The sequence below is a fragment of the Vibrio viridaestus genome, from assembly GCF_003856525.1.
Classification (GTDB): Bacteria; Pseudomonadota; Gammaproteobacteria; order Enterobacterales; family Vibrionaceae; genus Vibrio; species Vibrio viridaestus.
Window position 1 is genome coordinate 42,815 of sequence record NZ_RJVQ01000005.1, and the last position, 17,464, is coordinate 60,278.

The 17,464-nt window shown below is 42.4% G+C and carries 14 protein-coding genes; 4 read left to right on the forward strand and 10 right to left on the reverse strand.

The features are described from left to right. Positions 1-92: 92 nt before the first annotated feature. From EES38_RS12505 to EES38_RS12525, 5 genes are read right to left on the reverse strand one after another with little or no spacing between them, the layout of a single operon-like run. A complete protein-coding gene (locus EES38_RS12505) occupies positions 93-3,251 on the reverse strand; it encodes an efflux RND transporter permease subunit (RefSeq protein WP_124937542.1) in 3,159 nt (1,052 codons plus the stop codon). 4 nt (positions 3,252-3,255) lie between these two features. Next, positions 3,256-4,278 carry an efflux RND transporter periplasmic adaptor subunit gene (locus tag EES38_RS12510; protein ID WP_124937543.1) on the reverse strand — a complete coding sequence of 341 codons (1,023 nt, stop codon included), beginning with the start codon at positions 4,276-4,278 and terminating at the stop codon, positions 3,256-3,258. A gap of 38 nt (positions 4,279-4,316) precedes the next feature. Then, a complete protein-coding gene (locus tag EES38_RS12515; protein WP_124937544.1) occupies positions 4,317-4,787 on the reverse strand; it encodes a YeeE/YedE family protein in 471 nt (156 codons plus the stop codon). Positions 4,788-4,798: 11 nt separating this feature from the next. Beyond that, entirely contained in the window at positions 4,799-5,212 is a 414-nt protein-coding gene (locus EES38_RS12520; protein WP_124937545.1) for a YeeE/YedE family protein, read from the reverse strand. 16 nt (positions 5,213-5,228) lie between these two features. Next, entirely contained in the window at positions 5,229-5,537 is a 309-nt protein-coding gene (locus tag EES38_RS12525) for an ArsR/SmtB family transcription factor (RefSeq protein WP_124937546.1), read from the reverse strand. Positions 5,538-5,674: 137 nt separating this feature from the next. Here EES38_RS12525 and EES38_RS12530 point away from each other — a divergent pair, with 137 nt between their 5' ends. Together EES38_RS12530 and EES38_RS12535 are read left to right on the forward strand one after the other, a co-directional pair. After that, on the forward strand, positions 5,675-5,860 hold the full coding sequence (locus tag EES38_RS12530) for a YgaP family membrane protein (protein WP_124937547.1): 186 nt from the start codon (positions 5,675-5,677) through the stop codon (positions 5,858-5,860). A 37-nt stretch (positions 5,861-5,897) separates the two neighbouring features. Further along, positions 5,898-7,598: an FAD-dependent oxidoreductase gene (locus EES38_RS12535; protein ID WP_124937548.1), complete on the forward strand. Its 1,701-nt coding sequence runs from the start codon at positions 5,898-5,900 to the stop codon at positions 7,596-7,598. 27 nt (positions 7,599-7,625) lie between these two features. Here EES38_RS12535 and EES38_RS12540 read toward each other — a convergent pair whose 3' ends face one another. After that, positions 7,626-8,591 (reverse strand): GGDEF domain-containing response regulator, encoded by a 966-nt coding sequence (locus tag EES38_RS12540; protein WP_124937549.1) that lies wholly within the window; start codon positions 8,589-8,591, stop codon positions 7,626-7,628. 168 nt (positions 8,592-8,759) lie between these two features. On the opposite strand from EES38_RS12540, the gene EES38_RS12545 reads away from it, so the two are divergent. Together EES38_RS12545 and EES38_RS12550 are read left to right on the forward strand one after the other, a co-directional pair. After that, positions 8,760-9,197 carry a DUF3069 domain-containing protein gene (locus EES38_RS12545; protein WP_124937550.1) on the forward strand — a complete coding sequence of 146 codons (438 nt, stop codon included), beginning with the start codon at positions 8,760-8,762 and terminating at the stop codon, positions 9,195-9,197. 231 nt (positions 9,198-9,428) lie between these two features. Further along, the gene (locus EES38_RS12550; RefSeq protein WP_124937551.1) at positions 9,429-10,670 is read left to right on the forward strand and encodes a dicarboxylate/amino acid:cation symporter; all 1,242 of its coding nucleotides are present in this window, start codon (positions 9,429-9,431) and stop codon (positions 10,668-10,670) included. 57 nt (positions 10,671-10,727) lie between these two features. Here EES38_RS12550 and EES38_RS12555 read toward each other — a convergent pair whose 3' ends face one another. The 4 genes from EES38_RS12555 to EES38_RS12570 form a co-directional block, all read right to left on the reverse strand. Next, the gene (locus EES38_RS12555) at positions 10,728-12,695 is read right to left on the reverse strand and encodes a methyl-accepting chemotaxis protein (RefSeq protein ID WP_124937552.1); all 1,968 of its coding nucleotides are present in this window, start codon (positions 12,693-12,695) and stop codon (positions 10,728-10,730) included. Positions 12,696-12,824: 129 nt separating this feature from the next. Continuing rightward, complete coding sequence (locus EES38_RS12560) at positions 12,825-14,525, reverse strand: methyl-accepting chemotaxis protein (RefSeq protein ID WP_124937553.1); 1,701 nt, start codon at positions 14,523-14,525, stop codon at positions 12,825-12,827. 202 nt (positions 14,526-14,727) lie between these two features. Continuing rightward, positions 14,728-16,263 carry a DHA2 family efflux MFS transporter permease subunit gene (locus tag EES38_RS12565; protein WP_124937554.1) on the reverse strand — a complete coding sequence of 512 codons (1,536 nt, stop codon included), beginning with the start codon at positions 16,261-16,263 and terminating at the stop codon, positions 14,728-14,730. Between the two features lie 9 nt (positions 16,264-16,272). Then, positions 16,273-17,463 carry an HlyD family secretion protein gene (locus tag EES38_RS12570; protein ID WP_124937555.1) on the reverse strand — a complete coding sequence of 397 codons (1,191 nt, stop codon included), beginning with the start codon at positions 17,461-17,463 and terminating at the stop codon, positions 16,273-16,275. Between the last annotated feature and the right edge of the window lies 1 nt (position 17,464).

Genomic DNA, 17,464 nt, shown 5'->3' on the forward strand with positions numbered 1-17,464 from the left:
ATAAATGATAAGTATTTTTATTTACATAAATAATTCAATCGATATTTATATAAGTAGAAAGGCTCCTTGGCAAAGGAGCCTCTTCATTATCATTATGCCTGTACAATTCGCCTCATATACGAATAGTAAAGAATCGGAATGATAACCAAAGTAAGAAGTGTAGAAACGAGAATGCCAAAGATAAGACTGATCGCCAAGCCATTAAATATTGGATCGTCTAGAATAAACATTGCTCCAATCATCGCTGCTAAAGCAGTTAGAATAATGGGTTTTGCTCTAACAGCTGCAGAGTGAATTACCGCAGTAGACAACCCTACTCCTTCTTGTAACTGATAATTGATAAAGTCCACCAGCAAAATAGAGTTGCGTACAATAATCCCGGCGAGCGCTATCATCCCGATCATCGATGTCGCCGTAAACTGAGCGTGCAACAAAGCATGACCAGGTAAAACACCGAGGATGGTTAATGGAATTGGCGACATGATAATCAATGGCACTATATAAGATTTAAAGTGTGCAACCACCAGCAAGTAGATCAATATCATGCCCACACCATAGGCAATACCCATATCTCGAAACGTTTCATATGTAATTTTCCACTCGCCGTCCCACAGTATTCCAATACCATTCAATCCTGAAGGCTGATTGATATAATTCTGATCAACGTTAAAAGGTAGGGACGCTATGCGACTACCGATTTCAAACATGCCATAAAGCGGACTGTCGATGAAACCGGCCATATCACCAACGACCATAATCATCGGTAATAGGTTTTTATGAACGATATAATCAGGATTAGATACACGCACAATTCTTGCAAAATCAGACAACGGATAAAGCTGTCCCTTCATACCACTCACTTTCAATAACAGCAACTTATCTAAACGAACTTTTGCATCTTCACTCGCCTGTATTTTGATAGGTACCGGATACTTGCTGGTATCACTGTGTAAATACGTTACCGCTTCTCCACCTAAAGCCGAGGCTAGAGACGTTACCGCATCCTGATAATTCACCCCAAAATGCGCGGCTTTTGTGCGATCAATCTTTACCTGCCACTTTTCAGTCGTTGTTGGTAAATAAATATCAACATCAACGATATCGGGAGTTTGCCGAAATACGCTTTCAATTTTTTGCGCTGCTTGTTTACGAATCTCATGGGTGGGACCATAAACTTCAGCAACAATTGGTGACCAAACGGGTGGTCCGGGCGGTACTTCAACGACTTTTACTTTACCGCCGAATTTTTCTGCAATCGTATTTAACTTGGGACGAATCATGCTCGCTATTTCATGACTACTCGAGTCTCTTTGACCCTTATCCAATAAATTGACCTGAATGTCGCCTTGGTTAGGTGCCTCACGTAAGAAATAGTGACGAACCAATCCGTTGAAATTAATTGGGGCTGCTGTACCTGCGTAGATTTGATAATCACGTACCGATTCTTCTTGATCCAATACTTGCCCCATTTCCATTAGTACGCGCTGAGTCTTCTCTAAGGGGGCATTGTCAGGCATATCGAGAATCACTTGGAATTCCGATTTATTATCAAACGGCAGCATCTTCATCACAACGAGCTGGGTCAGAGGTAAGATAAGAGTCGATAACAATAAAGCGATAATACCTAACCCGAGGAGCCAACGATTACGGCGTTGTCTAGCTGATTCGACAAAGGGTGACATCACTCGATAGAAGAACGATAACGATTTAGTATCGTCTGAATGCTCGCTATTCGCTTTTAATAATTTGCCAGATAACCAAGGGGAGAAGACAAAAGCGACCACCAAAGAAATAATCATCCCCATTGAAGCATTTATTGGGATCGGGCTCATGTACGGTCCCATTAACCCTGATACAAATGCCATAGGTAAGAGTGCCGCAATGACGGTTAGCGTGGCAAGAATAGTTGGTCCGCCTACTTCATCGACCGCAGAGGGTATCAAAGTCGATAACCTACCACTTTTTATCTGCATATGACGGTGGATGTTTTCTACGACGACAATCGCGTCGTCGACCAGAATTCCGATAGAAAATATGAGGGCAAATAATGACACTCGATTTAGAGTGAACCCCCAAGCCCACGATGCAAATAATGTCGCCATCAACGTCACAACGATTGCCATTCCAACGACAATCGCCTCTCGCCACCCCATTGCCACTAAGACGAGTAAAACAACAGCCGAAGTAGCAAAAATCAATTTACTAATCAGTGTGTTACTTTTACTAAGCGCAGTCTTACCATAATCTCTGGTTATATCGATATTAACGCTATTTGGGATTAGCGTATTGCGCAAACTTTCAAGTCTTTTCTCCACTGCTGCGGCAACATCTACCGCATTTTCACCCGCTTTTTTTGCCACTGCAATTGTCACAGCAGGATAGACGTTATTCTTATCACTTGTCCAAACATTGCGGGTAGGAACGTCAGCCTGTTGTTCTATAGATGCAATATCATTAAGGTAGACAGGGGAGCCGTTAACAACTGAAATTAATAAGTTTTTGACACTATTGATGTCACTTAAGTAATGACCAATTTGAACAGGCACCTGAATGTTATCGTATGTCATCGAGAGCTGAGTAGAACTTGCATTCGCCGCTTTCAATACATTTTTCACCTGACTCAGGGTTAAACCGAAGCTGTTTAAACGCACGGGATCAATTCTGACATCAACGATCTCATTATGCCCACCAATCGTGTAAATATCCCGAGTACCAGAAACGCGTTTGAGTTCTGTTTCTAAACCATGAGCAACCTTTGTCAGCTCGACTAAGCCCAATTTTTCTTCCGGATCACTCAGTGTAATCCCAACAATCGGTACATCTTCGATACCCTTTGGTTTGATGATAGGATCACCAACCCCTATTCCCGTTGGGAGCCAATCTTTATTGGAATACAATTTATTGTAGATTTTTACTACCGCATCGTTACGCGCGACTCCAACTTTAAAAACTGCGATAATAATCGCGCCATCAGGACGCGAGAAAGAATAGATGTTATCAATCCCCTGAATCTCAGAGATCACTTGTTCTGCTGAGTTTGTCACAAGGCTCTCAACCTCAGAGGGTCTAGAGCCGGGAAATGGAATAAAAACATCTGCGAACGTAACGTCAATTTGCGGCTCTTCTTCTTTTGGTGTCACCCATAGAGCAAAAATGCCCATTAACAGACCAACCAAAGCAAGCAAAGGAGTGATCGCTGATTTCTGGAAAAGACGGGCAATTTTTCCCGATATACCAAGCGCTTTATCCATTGTTTTACCTCTCTAAACGGTAGGCATTTTTAACAATATGATCCCCGAGTTCGAGACCAGACAGGACTTCTACTTGATCGCCAACTTGCTGACCGACTCGAATGGGATTAAGAATTTCTTTGTTACCGGATAAACGATAAACAGAGCTTAGCTCACCTCGTGTCATGACAGAAGATTTAGGTACCATCATAAGTAGCGATTCACCAGTGTTGATGTTGGCCTTTAACCACAATCCCGGGACAAGCTTATATTGATCTGTTGCGTCATCCGGTAATAACAGCCGAATAGTAAAACTGTGTGTTTGCTTATTTGCATATGGGTAAACTTGAAAGCTTTCTGGCTGTATCTTTTCACCAGTTGACGTTTCGACAGTAAATTGGGCGATATCTTTAATGGAATCCCGATATTGTTGTGGTATATCAAAGGTCAAACGAAGTGGGTGCGTTCCATAGCCACTCAGTAGTGGCATACCAACCGAAACCGTTTCGCCCATTTCAACCAGTCTTTCCGTCACAATACCATCATATGGAGCACGAATACTGGTATATCCAAGTGACTGTTTTGCACTTTCAACCGACGCTTGTGCTGCTTTTACGGCTGCTCGTGCGCTTTTTGCATTAGCTATCGATGAATCCATTTGTTGACGCGAAATAGCGCCTTTGGGGTAGAGCTGTTTATAACGCTCGAGCTGACTTTGTGCGTCATCGTTGCGAGCGATTGCCGAAGATAGGTTTGCATTTGCGGCATCTAACGCAGCTGTTTGCTCGGTCTTGCTGATATCGAGCAAAACATCACCTTTATTTACCTTATCGTTGACATCGACATGAACCGTAATAACTCGACCTGATGTTTGAGCTGCGACAGTTCCCTGATGAACAGCTTCAACCACACCATCAAACTGGCGATTTTGCATAACCGGCTTTTTTTCCACGGTTATATACTCAATGTCTGCAGCGAAGGTAAACACTGGGGCCAAAATAAAAGTTAATATAGCTATACCCGTCTTTTTGAATACTGACGAACTCATACTTTACTCCTCAGCCCCATCGGCAATAGCGGATATAATTACTTATGATCTAACGATAATTTATAGCGTTCTTTTTTCTCATTGTGCTTATTTAGCAACCATTGTGTGACAGCGAGTCCCAATATCATCGAAACAAAAAATAATCCGCTATCAGCACCACCCAGTCCGATTCTAGTCAAAGAAGGGCCAGGACAGACCCCAGCGATTCCCCAGCCTATTCCGAATATGCTCGCGCCAATCACTAATCGCGCATTCACAGCTTTGAAATTTGATATGGAAAATGCCTCCGCTAATAATGGTTTCGCACGCTGACGAACGATGAACCAAAAGAAAGGAGTAAACACCATTAACGCACCGAGCATGACAAACATTAACGTCATATCCCAATCGCCAGTGATATCGAGAAATCCAATCACTTTATCGGGGTTAACCATCTGAGAAATCACCATTCCCATGCCGAATATCAACCCACACAAGGTTGCGACACAGTAAAAAAGAAATGTTTTCATAACAATACCATTTATAGCAAATGCAATTTTATATAGGTTGTGATGAATGCAGCAAACATAAAAATAACTGTTGCCACTATCGAACGAATCGAAAAACGTCCAACCCCACAAATACTATGTCCGCTTGTACACCCATTTGCCAAACGAGTTCCTACACCCACACACAAGCCTGCAAGTACGATCACTGCTATGTTATTACCAATGTGACCAATAGAAATCGTTGGAAATAATTGATGAGCCAGAACGCCACCACCAACTAATCCGATACAAAAAAGAATGCTCCAACAAAAGGAGGTTTTTCTTGGATTGATTGCCGAACTCAAAATTCCACTGATGCCCGCTATTTTGCCATTAAAGAAAAGCAATAAGCTTGCTGATACACCAAGTAATGCCCCTCCAATCAATGCCAACTCAATATCATGCACGTGTACTTCCTCCTATTTATTTACAGAATATGCCCTGTAAGCTCGATATAACCTGAGCGGCCTTATTGCTCGCTAGTGAGTAGAAAACCTGCTGAGCTTCTTTTCTTACAACAACAAGGTCATGCTTTCGCAATACCGATAGATGCTGCGAGAATGCGGATGGACTTAGTGTTGATTTTTCTTGTAATAATCCAGCACCCATTTCGCCTTGAGTCAGTTGGCATAACACCATCAAGCGCTCTGGATGAGAGAGAATCTTCAGTAGCTCAGAAACTTCTTGGGCGTTCTCTTTCATTTTTTTCATATCAACATCACGTTTTGCCATCACCAAGCCCTCGCATAAAGACAATATTGATAATATACAACCATATAATTTAGTCAATACTAAATTAGATTATTTAAATTTAGATATTTCTAAATTATATGCTATGTTAATAACACATTCCCATAGGAGCTCAGTGTATGAATATTGAAAATGCGTTAAGAGTATTTGCTGGTTGTATGGTGTTAATTTCTGTTTTGTTGACTCAATTTGTCCACCCAAACTTTATGTGGTTTACCGTATTTATTGGCCTAAATTTAGTTCAAAGTGCATTTACTGGTATTTGCCCTGCTATCGCGATTCTTAGAAAACTGGGCTTTAAATAAACGAATTTCTGTATACAAATAATGAGAGAGAATTGTTATGACTAAAATCGTTATAGTTGGCGGTGTTGCTGGTGGAGCGTCTGCCGCTGCTAGAGCCAGACGCCTAAGTGAAGAGGCTGAGATAACCATGTTCGAAAGAAATGAGTTTGTCTCGTTCGCTAACTGCGGCTTACCCTATCACGTAGGTGGTGATATAAAACAACGTAGTAGCCTCATATTACAAACACCCGAGAGCTTTCTGGCGCGTTTCAATGTAAATGTAAAAACAATGACTGAAGTCTGCACTATCAATCGAGAAGCAAAGTCGGTCACCGTAAAAAATTTGCTCGATGGCTCAACTTATGATGTTGACTATGATTATCTTCTATTAAGCCCGGGAGCCTCCCCTGTCGTGCCTCCAATTCCTGGTGTTGACACCCCGTTAACCCATTCGCTGCGCAACATCCCTGATATGGATAAAATAATTCAAACACTTAACACTAATCAGGTTAAGCATGCGACGGTCGTAGGTGGCGGTTTTATTGGACTTGAGATGATGGAAGCCTTCCATCAGCGTGGAATCAGTACCACTCTTCTTGAACTAGGAGATCAAGTTATGGCACCTGTCGATCGTGAAATGGCAGGATTTGCTCATGCAGAAATTCGACAAAAAGGCATTGACCTGCGTCTGAATACAGCTTTACAAAGTGTCGAGTACGTCCCTCTCGATCATATGAGCAGTTCTGACGAAGGTGAAAGTGGCAAAAGCAATCATATTCAAGGAACACTCACTCTTTCTCTCAGCACTGGCGACACAATACAAACTGATATACTAATCATGGCAATTGGCGTTAAGCCTGAAGTATCCCTAGCGAAGCAAGCAGGCTTAACGATAGGAGAATTGGGTGGCATCCTCGTGAATGACGCAATGCAAACAAGTGATCCTTCAATTTATGCTGTCGGTGATGCGATAGAGGAAAAAGATTTTGTGACAGGTACGCAAACCATTGTTCCGTTGGCTGGCCCTGCGAACCGACAAGGTCGCATGGCAGCAGACAATATGTTAGGGCGCAGTGAAACGTACAAAGGTACTCAAGGCACCGCAATCTGTAAAATTTTTGACCTCGCGATAGCTTCAACTGGCAAAAATGAAAAACAACTGAGACGTCTGGGTACACCTTACGAAAAAGTCTATGTCCATACAGCAAGTCATGCTAGTTATTATCCGGGAGCGGAAGTCGTGTCTTTAAAGCTGCTTTTCAACCCAACGAACGGACAGATTTTAGGGGCTCAAGCTGCGGGGAAAGATGGAATCGATAAGCGTATCGACATACTCGCCGTCGCTCAGCGTGCCAGTATGACAGTAGAACAATTACAGCATGTTGAGCTGACGTATGCTCCGCCTTATGGCAGTGCCAAAGATGTCATTAACCAAGCTGCTTTTGTAGCAAGTAACCTGATGAAAGGCGACAGCAGAGCTATCCACTATGACGAAATAGATCACCTGAACGAAAATCAATTGCTACTCGATGTACGTAACCCAGGAGAGCTTGAAGCTGGATATCTTAAAGGCGCAATCAATATTCCGGTCGACCAGTTACGTCAACGCATGCATGAACTGCCTAAAGACAAGGAAATTATCATCTACTGCCAGGTGGGTTTGCGTGGCAACGTAGCGTATCGTCAATTGGTTAACAACGGCTATACAGCGCGAAATTTACTGGGCGGTTACCGTACCTATCTATTTGCCCAAAAATAGATACCACAAGAATTGACGATTAGGTGCTCAGCGATGCGTCTGAGCCCTTTTCCCTTCAGACTCTTTCCACATAGAATATCGATTTCTTCCTGCCTCTTTGGCCTGATATAACGCATCGTCGGCCATATCATAGATACGGTTAAGTGTTTCTTTACCCGATGGGATCAGAGAAATGATACCCTGTGAGACCGTAATATGATCGGCCACATCACTGTATTCGTGTTTGTAATTCAAAGAACGAATGCCTTTCTCTATTCGCTCAGCAGCCTCAATGGCTCCAGCTTGGTCACAATGCCCAAGAAAAACAACAAATTCCTCTCCACCATAACGTCCCATATATTCTCCCGCTCTCGAGAATAACTTCATGATCGTCTGAGCGACGCGGAACAAACACTTATCCCCCTCTGTATGGCCGTAATTATCATTAAACTGTTTGAAGCGGTCGATATCGAAAAGTATCACAGTCAGGGGAAGTTGGTGACGTCCGTGAACTGAAATCATTTCCTGAAGCTTTTCATCCATGTAACGACGGTTGTGTACCTGAGTCAATGCATCTTCGAGTGCTTGCTGTTTCAAGCGGGTGTTCACTTTCTCCAGCTCAGCCGTTGTTGCTTTGAGTTCGCTACGCATATCCGCGATACGTTGCATCGCCAAAAGTTTCGACGTCAGGACCAGTTTCTCTACGGGTTTGGTCAGATAATCATCTCCACCTGCCTCGATAGCCTGTGCAATCATTTCAGGCTCGTCGTGACTACTAAGAAAGATAATCGGCACCCAGTCTTTAAAACGCGCTCGAATCTCTCGAGAGACGTCGAAGCCAGACATATCGGGCATCGACACATCAAGAATAATTAACTCTGGTTCGAAGGAAGCGTAAATATTCAGAGCAGCCGAGCCACTATCAACACTCTCAACCTCATGTCCGAGCTGTTTTAAGCGAATCGCAAGCTGTATTCTATCTACCTGTACATCGTCCACCAGAAGTATCTTCATCAACTCACTCTATAATCTTATAAGTATGAATACGTTATGTTTATTTCAGCCACTATCAGATATAGCATAGGTTTTACTGTGTTTCACTCAATAATTGACTAAATTATAATTGACATTCATCATTTAACTCATAGCATTGCTCCCCTTTATAAAGAGTCGAGGAAAACCATGTCTGAAGCAGAACAAACTGCCCCTGAAAAAGTAGATCTAAATGAAATCTCTGTTGAACTTCGTCAGGTGATTGAATTTGATGAAATCCCTGCTGAAATGCACTCTATGATAGTGTCAATTCATGAAGTGTCAGAGGAAGTCGTTCGTGAATCATGGGACGGTCTACCGAAAAGTGCACAGAATATTTTAGATAATTTTGAACAATTTCATGCTCTGATATCTGTTAGCCAAGCTTTCGCTGGTATGAACGTGATGGAAGAATTTCCTACATTAAATTTACCAAAAGACATGACTGAGCAAGATAAAGAAGAGTACCGTGCAACACTGCTGGATCAGGTTCTGCACAACTGCGTTAAAGATATGGTTAAGCAAATTAAAAAAGCACGTCGTGATCCAATTCTTAAGCGTGATTTCACAGAAGTATTCGCGAAATAAACTTTACTCCTACTGAAAAATCTCAAGTAAATACGGCCTTTTTATCGTATTTACTTGCATTCACTACCACCCAAAAAGCTATCAACGCTGAAACGGATAAAAAACAAATTATCGATAGACAATTAATCAAATAGCATCATTTATACTCTATTCATATTTACTAATGCGATATTTTATTGTGTAATCCCGCTTCTCTTTTAGTTTTTCTCACTAAGTAGGAAAGAATACATAATGGAACACGCTTCTTCCCGTAAAGGGCCATGGGGACGTCTGGCTCTGTGGAAAAAAATTCTCGTCGGAATGGTCGCTGGTATTATCGTTGGTGCCATTTTAGGTCCTAGCGCTGAGCTGATTAAACCGATTGGCACGCTTTTTATTAACGCAATCAAAATGCTGATTGTCCCTCTTGTTTTCTGTTCTCTTATTGTGGGAATCACCTCAATGAAAGACACCAAGAAAATGGGACGTATTGGTGTTAAGGCGATCGTACTTTATCTCGGTACAACCGCCATTGCCATTGCTTTAGGATTAGGTCTGTCATGGCTAATCGAACCTGGTGCAGGATTAAACCGTGCGGTAACAGAAGCAAGCGGCTTAGGTAAAGAGCCACCAGCTTTAGTTCAGACATTAATCAATATTATTCCTAAAAACCCAATAGGTGCTTTAGCCGAAGGTAACATTTTACAGATCATTTTCTTCGCCCTAGGCCTAGGTATCGCGCTTGTTCTGATTGGAGAAAAAGGGCAGCCAGCAGTAAGAGTATTCGAAAGCTTGGCGGAAGCAATGTATAAGCTAACAGAAATTGTTATGTCTTTTGCTCCTTATGGTGTCTTCGCTCTGATGGCTTGGGTTGCAGGTAAATTCGGTATTGATGTACTGATGCCATTAATTAAAGTAATTGCTGCCGTTTATATAGGCGCATTGATACATGTCCTCGTGTTTTACAGTGGTTTCTTATCGATTGTTGGTCGTTTGAACCCGATGCCTTACCTAAAAGGCATCACTAACCCGGCGGCAGTGGCTTACACCACATCAAGCAGCTCAGGCACATTGCCTGCAACGTTAAAAGCAAGCCAGGAAGAACTTGGCGTGTCAAAAGGTGTATCGAGCTTTGTTCTACCACTTGGTGCCACTATTAATATGGATGGTACCGCATTGTATCAAGGTGTTTGTGCCCTCTTTATTGCACAAGCATTTGGTATTCACCTTGAAATGGCTGACTATATCACCATCATCCTTACCGCGACGTTGGCTTCGATCGGTACTGCGGGTGTTCCAGGAGCGGGTCTAATTATGCTGTCACTGGTTCTAACGACAGTCGGTTTGCCGATGGAAGGATTAGCAATCGTGGCGGGTATTGACCGAATCCTAGATATGGCACGTACTACGATCAATGTATGTGGTGATATCATGGTTTCCGTGCTTATTGCAAAAAGCGAAGGCGAACTGGATAAAGAAACCTATAACTCTTAGGAATCACCATTCTTATCGCATAAAAAAGCCCGCTTTTTCGCGGGCTTATTAATAGATTTATTGCTGACTAATGTCGTACAAACGTTTAGCCTGTTCCGTTGCATCTATACTCACTGTACGGAATCTCTCCGCATCTTGTGCATTCTGATCAGATATCTCTCGAATACGTTCAGCCAGACGGTCAACGTTTTCCGTTACCTGAGCCTGTTCTTCTGTCGCGACAGCAATGTTCGTCGAACGTTCTTTAATATCATTAAACGCATCCACTATTTGTTCATATTGACTACGCGTTGTCATTGAACGTTCATTAACAGTTTCTGAATACTCACGACACTGACCAATAACATTAACACCCGTTTTAGCCGCATCTTGGAGTTTTTTGATCATATTTTCAATTTCGACTGCTGATTGTTGAGTTTTATGTGCAAGTGCACGCACTTCATCAGCAACGACAGCGAAGCCACGACCTGATTCACCAGCGCGAGCGGCTTCAATTGCAGCGTTAAGTGCTAGCAAGTTCGTTTGCTCAGAGATGTTCATAATAACTTCAAGAACTTGACCAACTTGCTGCGAATCATCAGAAAGCTGCTGAATCGCACCAGAAGACTCTGTAAGCTTATCAAACAACATACGTATAGATTCGGCATTTTGTTCTATGACTTCAAAGCCCGAATTAACCAATGCTGATGATTGAGTCGTTACCTCTGCTACAGACGCAACATCATGTGATACAGAAGCTGCGGTTGCCGACATTTCATTAATTGCTGTTGCTAAAGTATTGTTTTCATCCATCAGCTCAAGAGCGCGAGCCTGAGAATCACCACTAAGCTTATCCATGCTTTCAGCGTTGTATTTAACTGATTCAGCTTCTGACCGCACTTTTTGCAAAATCGCGATGAGATGATCGCCATAGTCGTTAATCGCAACACACAACTTCGACATTTCGTCATCATTCGCAATGGTTAGCTTATTCGCCGTATGGCCACTCATCAATTGACGTACTTGACCCGTCGTATTGTTAATCTGAGCTAGCAAACGTAAGCCATAAATAATAAGAATAACGAGGAATATTACAATGACGGCTGCAACAGAAGAGTAGATAGTCACAGTCAAAGAAGTAACCGCATCCAAGGCAATCGATGCAGGAAGAATAATACCGGCCTGCCAACCCTGCTCTGGTAGCTTAAATCGAACTAAGACTGAACTATCATTTCTGACTACCCCTTTATCGAATTCTACTGGCGAGTAATCATCACTTTTTAGTGCTTTTGCAAGAGGAGCAAAAGAAGCATCCTGAGAACTAAGATCGTCTAAGGAAACCATCGAAATGGTTTTTGAACGTAATTGTGGTAGAGAAATCAATTGCCCAATCTGATCGACGATAAGACTATAGGTCCCTGAATCCCCATTGGCTTTAGTCAACAGTGATTCAATATTAGATAGCTCAACATCGATTGTGGCCACACCCCAGAAACTTCCATCGCGTTCGATCTTTACGGAGCAAGTCACCATTGGTACGTTTGAAACAGGATCAACGTACACTTCTGACCATACACATTGTCCCTTAGCTGCAGACTTAACACTCGTATACCAGCCTTCTTGCTGATATGGGCTAGCGTCGGGCTTGTTATAATCATCAAGAAGTTCGTACTTGCCTGGTGCTGTTTTCGCCCAGAATAGGGATGCTTTGTCCTGACCATCGACAAGCTTTCCTGGCTCTGGCCAGATACCGCCACCAGCGACGCCTTTACCACTATAAACCAGAGGCTCTATGTGTTTAATAAACTCATCTTTATTTTTGGGAAGTGCTGCGGCAACTGCTGCTAAACTGCGCGTTAATGTTGCATTTTCAGTGAGCTCTTTTGCAATCGTTTCACCGATAACCTCGGCCTCTGATTGCGCTTTTTCTATTGCCTGATTTTTAATTACAGGCGTAACTACAAATTCCACTACAGCAAACATTACCGCAAGCGCTACGACCAGTAACATCGCACTACCTGCGAATAATTTTGTTTTAATCAGCATGCATAACTCCTTCGCCTACTAAAAATTTGAAAACTTTCTCAAATTTGATTCATTTTATTGGCAAAATCAATAAATATCTGAACTTATATAATTATTTTTATTAGTAACTACTTAACAAAACCAATCACGTTATGCGCTTATTTTAAACTGGTGCATTAGATCCTGTAGTTGATGTGCTAATTGAGCTAGTGACTCGCTAGCTTCCTCAGTTTCCCGAGTCGACGCAACAATGAGCTCACCCGTATCACGGATACCAACCATACTGCGGCTTATTTCTTCGGCCGCTACTGCCTGCTCTTCGCTAGCAGATGCGATCTGAACGTTTGAATCACTTAAACTCAGGATTTCTGCCGCAATTTCATCAATACCAGATTTAGATTCATTAATTAAGCTCGATATTTCCCGGATATCATCGCCATTTGTTTGAATGGTATCGACCGCTGAACGAGAATTTTTAACTAATTTTTCGATTAAGCTAGAAATTTGATTCGTCGCGCCCTGACTTCTCGTTGCCAAAGCCCGAACCTCATCAGCGACAACAGCAAATCCTCGTCCTTGATCTCCTGCACGAGCCGCTTCAATCGCCGCATTCAACGCCAATAAGTTGGTTTGCTCGGCAATGGCATTTACCTCGACAACGAAATGTTGTATTTGCTCAGTACTAGATTGGAGATCCGCAATCATCAGTTGAGACTGCTCTGTCTTTTCAACTAATCGTTTTGTAATCGCTTGTGTTGTGTCAATATGAAGGCAGCTACGCTTAATATTTTCATCAGCACCTTTCGTCGATGATGCAGTGTTTTCTGCACTACCTGCAACCTCATTAATCGTGGCTGACATCTGATGCATAGCGGTAGCAACCTGATCAGTATTTTCTTGTTGAACATCAACTGCTTCTTTATTTGAGCGAGCAACCTCCGCTAATTCAGTAACGGTTGCAGCTAATGTTTCTGAACTAGCTAGTATGGTTTGCACCATATTTTTTAAAGATAATGATGTTTTATTCATCGCTTTGAGTAAGGTACCAACTTCATCATTTTGCGAATCGTCTATGGTATTTGAGAAGTCACCCATCGCAATCTGATTAGCGAATTCACAGGCAACTTGTAACGATGACACCATTTTTTTACTGATTATAAAACCGATCAATAGCCCCAAAGCTAATGATATGCCCGCAATTATTGTCATTCCGTACAAAGCATGCTCTTCATCTAACTCAGTTTTGACCACGGCTTCTTGAGTTATAGATTCTAAACTTACAAGAAACAGCGAAAGTTCTTTATTCAGAACCGATTGCAAAGATTCTAAGTCCTGAAGGGAATTTGATATTGCTGAAATATCATCTCCCTGGCGTATGGACGATAAAATTCTCTCAGCCGATTCCTCATACTGTTTGTGATGTTCGATGATGAGGCTAAGGTTCGCATGCAATTCCTGAGCTTTGGTTTTAATCTTGGGAGTTAATGCGTGTTCAACAGCGATTGCGGTCAGTGCTTTCGCTTGAATCACCTCGTTATCCAAAGTTGAAGATAACGTTTCAAATCGCGAAACTAAGTTGTCTATTGAATTGATTCCATTGCCAGAATCCAATGGAACCTCCAATGCTCTGAGCGCTTTTTCTAAAATAACGGAACTTTGTAACTGCTTTACAGTAATATCGCTAGTAAGCTGAATTAGCGGAATATTTTCATCTGCGATGCCTTTAATCTCATGAGCAACCTGATTCATTTTAAATACACCAAAGCCCGCAATGGAAAGGCTCAAAAACGTCATTAATAAAATGATAATCAATAGCTTAATTTTTATGGAGCGATTAGCTAACCACCTCATAGAATTCTCCCTGACAAGAGGTCTGATTGTTAGTTGTATAAAGTTATGAGATAAACTCTCTGCATAGACCACTATCACTAAGAATAGAAAAGAAATTAAGGAAAGCCGTAATTATTTATTCGCTTCGTTTCACAAAAGATGATGAATTCATAAGTTTTACTTATAAAAAAGGCCTACCAAATTGGTAGGCCTTAACGACATATTAATGTGCCGCCCCAGGATCAACGCTATGATGAGGTTTGGGAGCCAGCCAAATTAAAAAAGCAGCAATAGCAAAGATAACCGCAATAATCACAAACACTTGATTCGTCGCGACCATTACACTTTGTTTTTGTAACATCCAATCGAGACTATTGCGAATTTGATCAAGACTCATTCCTGAACTTTGCATTGCTCTGGCAGCAAATCCATGCTGGTCGGTTAATCCCGATAATTCTGAGTGTACATAACGGGTTTCATTTTCCCAGGTAGTGTTAATGATCGAGGTAGCAAATGCCGCTGATAGAGTACGAATAAAATTCATCAACCCCGCAGCTGACTCCATCTCTCTCAACTTAACACAACCCAAAGCTATCGCAGTCAGTGGTACGAAGAATAGTGGCATGCCAATCCCCTGAAAAAACATCGGCCAGCTTACCTGAGCAAACGTCATATCGAGGTTGGCGAAGCTACGCACGTAAGTCCAGATACAAAACCAAAGAACACCAACAAAAACAAACGGCCTTGGATCTCTTTTGCTCGACGCTTCAGCTATCAAAGGAGCTAAAAATACGGCCAGAACCCCCATAGCAGCTGTCGCATAGCCAGCAATCGTTGCGGTATAGCCCATATAGACTTGAAGCCATAAAGGAGTAACAACTGTCGTAGCAAAGAAGGCACCGAACGTCAGAGATAGAGTTAGCATGGAAGCCGTAAATCCACGGTGACGAAATACCTTAAGATCGACCACAGGATTTCTTTCAGTTAGCTCCCATATAACAAAACTAATAAATCCTATGACAGCAATAATGGCTAAAGTGACAATACGGGTAGATTCGAACCAATCATGCTCTTTCCCTTCATCAAGCATAATCTGTAATGCAGCAACCCAGATGACTAACAGTAATAAACCTATCTTATCAATCGGTAGTTTCTCTGCTTTTGTCTCGTATTTTTTCAATATAACGCGAATCGTATAACCAGCAATAAGCGCAAATGGCACATTGACGAAAAAGATAAATGGCCAACTTAACTGATCACAAAGAACTCCACCTAAGATCGGACCAGCAATAGGAGCGACTAGAGTCGTCATACTCCAAATACCGATGGCCGCGTGAGCTTTATTTTTGGGAAATATGCGCATCATCAACGTTTGCGATAATGGCATAATAGGACCACCAGAGAAGCCTAATAGCACACGAAAAATTACAAGTGCGGTCATGGATGTTGCCATTCCACATAGAAACGAGAACACCCCGAACAGAATAAAACAGGTGGTGAATGTTTTTATTGCCCCAAACCGTTTCGCAAACCATCCCGTTAACGGAACTGATATCGCCTCAGCCACAGCATAGGAGGTGATGACATAGGTTCCCTGGCTGGTTGATGTCCCTAAACTACCTGCAATATTCGCGACGGACACATTGGCTATCGTGGTATCTAGTACCGCAAAGAAGTTGGCAAGAGCCAAACATAAAGCCCCAATAAACAGGGCTCCGCCAGTGAGCGGTTGAATTTCATTTTCAGATGTTGAACTCATTCGTCATCCTTAGCCCTGTTCAGGAAGCTCACCAGATTTAAACCGCGCCAAAGTATCACTGTCTACCTTTGACGAAGTATCGATCGTGACTTCCATAGAAAGACCAACCTGTAGCGGATGTTTCTGCAGTTCATCTTTGTCCAAAGAAATTCGCACAGGCAGGCGTTGGACGACCTTTATCCAGTTCCCAGTCGCGTTTTGAGCAGGTATTACTGAGAATGCAGAACCAGTACCACCAGCAATCCCTGAAACAACACCATGATAAACAACATCATCACCATAAAGATCGGAAGTAATTTCCACTTTCTGACCAATATTTACATGAGTCAGTTCGCCCTCTTTGAAGTTGGCATCAATGTGCATGTTGCTTAGAGGAACAACGGTCATCAGTGGAGAGCCGACTTGTACGCGACGCCCAACCTGAACCTGACGCTTGGCGACAACTCCAGATATAGGTGCTCGAATAATGGTTCTTTGCAAATCTACCTGAGCTTGATCAAAACGCGCTTTTGCTAGCAGTACCTGAGGGTTAGTATCGACTGTCGTATTATTGATTAACACAGCATTTGCCTTTTGATCTCCGATCGTCGACAAGCGATTAGCAACCGCCTGATTCACTGCGGCTTTCGCAGCATGAAGCTGAGCTTGTGCCTGAATAAATGCCGTCTTAGCATTGGTCACTTCCTCTCCCGACACTGAGCCAGATTTAACAAGATCTTGGCGACGTTTCAGATCAATTTGAGCACGTTGAAATGTTGCTTGAGCAGATTTTAATTGTGCACGAGCACGAGTTTCATCTTCTGTGCTCGCTTTTACTAATGCATTGAGACCTTCATCATTGGCTTCGTAACTTTGAACATGACGTTTCGCCAACGCATAGTCAGCTTCAGCCTGAACCAAGGCTAGACGCGCATCCGTATCATCGATAGTAACTAATATGTCGCCTTTCTTAACATATTGAGTATCAACCACTTTGACATCACCAATAACACCACTTACTGCAGGGGTAATCTCAGCAACTTCTGTTGATGTATAAGCATTATCCGTTGAAATATAGCGTGACGCGTAAAAGAACCAATATGCCGTGTAACTTCCCGCCGCTAAGATGATGAGAAGTGCAAGAATCGCAAAGCCTTTTTTACGGGATTTATTTGCTTTAGTTTGATCAAATTGCGCTTCGTTCGTATCTTCAGTATTCATT

Excerpts from the sequence above, each read along its gene's own strand:
- EES38_RS12505 (WP_124937542.1), bottom strand. The coding sequence starts at position 3,251 with ATGGATAAAGCGCTTGGTATATCGGGAAAAATTGCCCGTCTTTTCCAG.
- EES38_RS12510 (WP_124937543.1), bottom strand. The coding sequence starts at position 4,278 with ATGAGTTCGTCAGTATTCAAAAAGACGGGTATAGCTATATTAACTTTT.
- EES38_RS12515 (WP_124937544.1), bottom strand. The coding sequence starts at position 4,787 with ATGAAAACATTTCTTTTTTACTGTGTCGCAACCTTGTGTGGGTTGATA.
- EES38_RS12525 (WP_124937546.1), bottom strand. The coding sequence starts at position 5,537 with ATGGCAAAACGTGATGTTGATATGAAAAAAATGAAAGAGAACGCCCAA.
- EES38_RS12530 (WP_124937547.1), top strand. The coding sequence starts at position 5,675 with ATGAATATTGAAAATGCGTTAAGAGTATTTGCTGGTTGTATGGTGTTA.
- EES38_RS12535 (WP_124937548.1), top strand. The coding sequence starts at position 5,898 with ATGACTAAAATCGTTATAGTTGGCGGTGTTGCTGGTGGAGCGTCTGCC.
- EES38_RS12540 (WP_124937549.1), bottom strand. The coding sequence starts at position 8,591 with ATGAAGATACTTCTGGTGGACGATGTACAGGTAGATAGAATACAGCTT.
- EES38_RS12545 (WP_124937550.1), top strand. The coding sequence starts at position 8,760 with ATGTCTGAAGCAGAACAAACTGCCCCTGAAAAAGTAGATCTAAATGAA.
- EES38_RS12550 (WP_124937551.1), top strand. The coding sequence starts at position 9,429 with ATGGAACACGCTTCTTCCCGTAAAGGGCCATGGGGACGTCTGGCTCTG.
- EES38_RS12555 (WP_124937552.1), bottom strand. The coding sequence starts at position 12,695 with ATGCTGATTAAAACAAAATTATTCGCAGGTAGTGCGATGTTACTGGTC.
- EES38_RS12560 (WP_124937553.1), bottom strand. The coding sequence starts at position 14,525 with ATGAGGTGGTTAGCTAATCGCTCCATAAAAATTAAGCTATTGATTATC.
- EES38_RS12565 (WP_124937554.1), bottom strand. The coding sequence starts at position 16,263 with ATGAGTTCAACATCTGAAAATGAAATTCAACCGCTCACTGGCGGAGCC.
- EES38_RS12570 (WP_124937555.1), bottom strand. The coding sequence starts at position 17,463 with ATGAATACTGAAGATACGAACGAAGCGCAATTTGATCAAACTAAAGCA.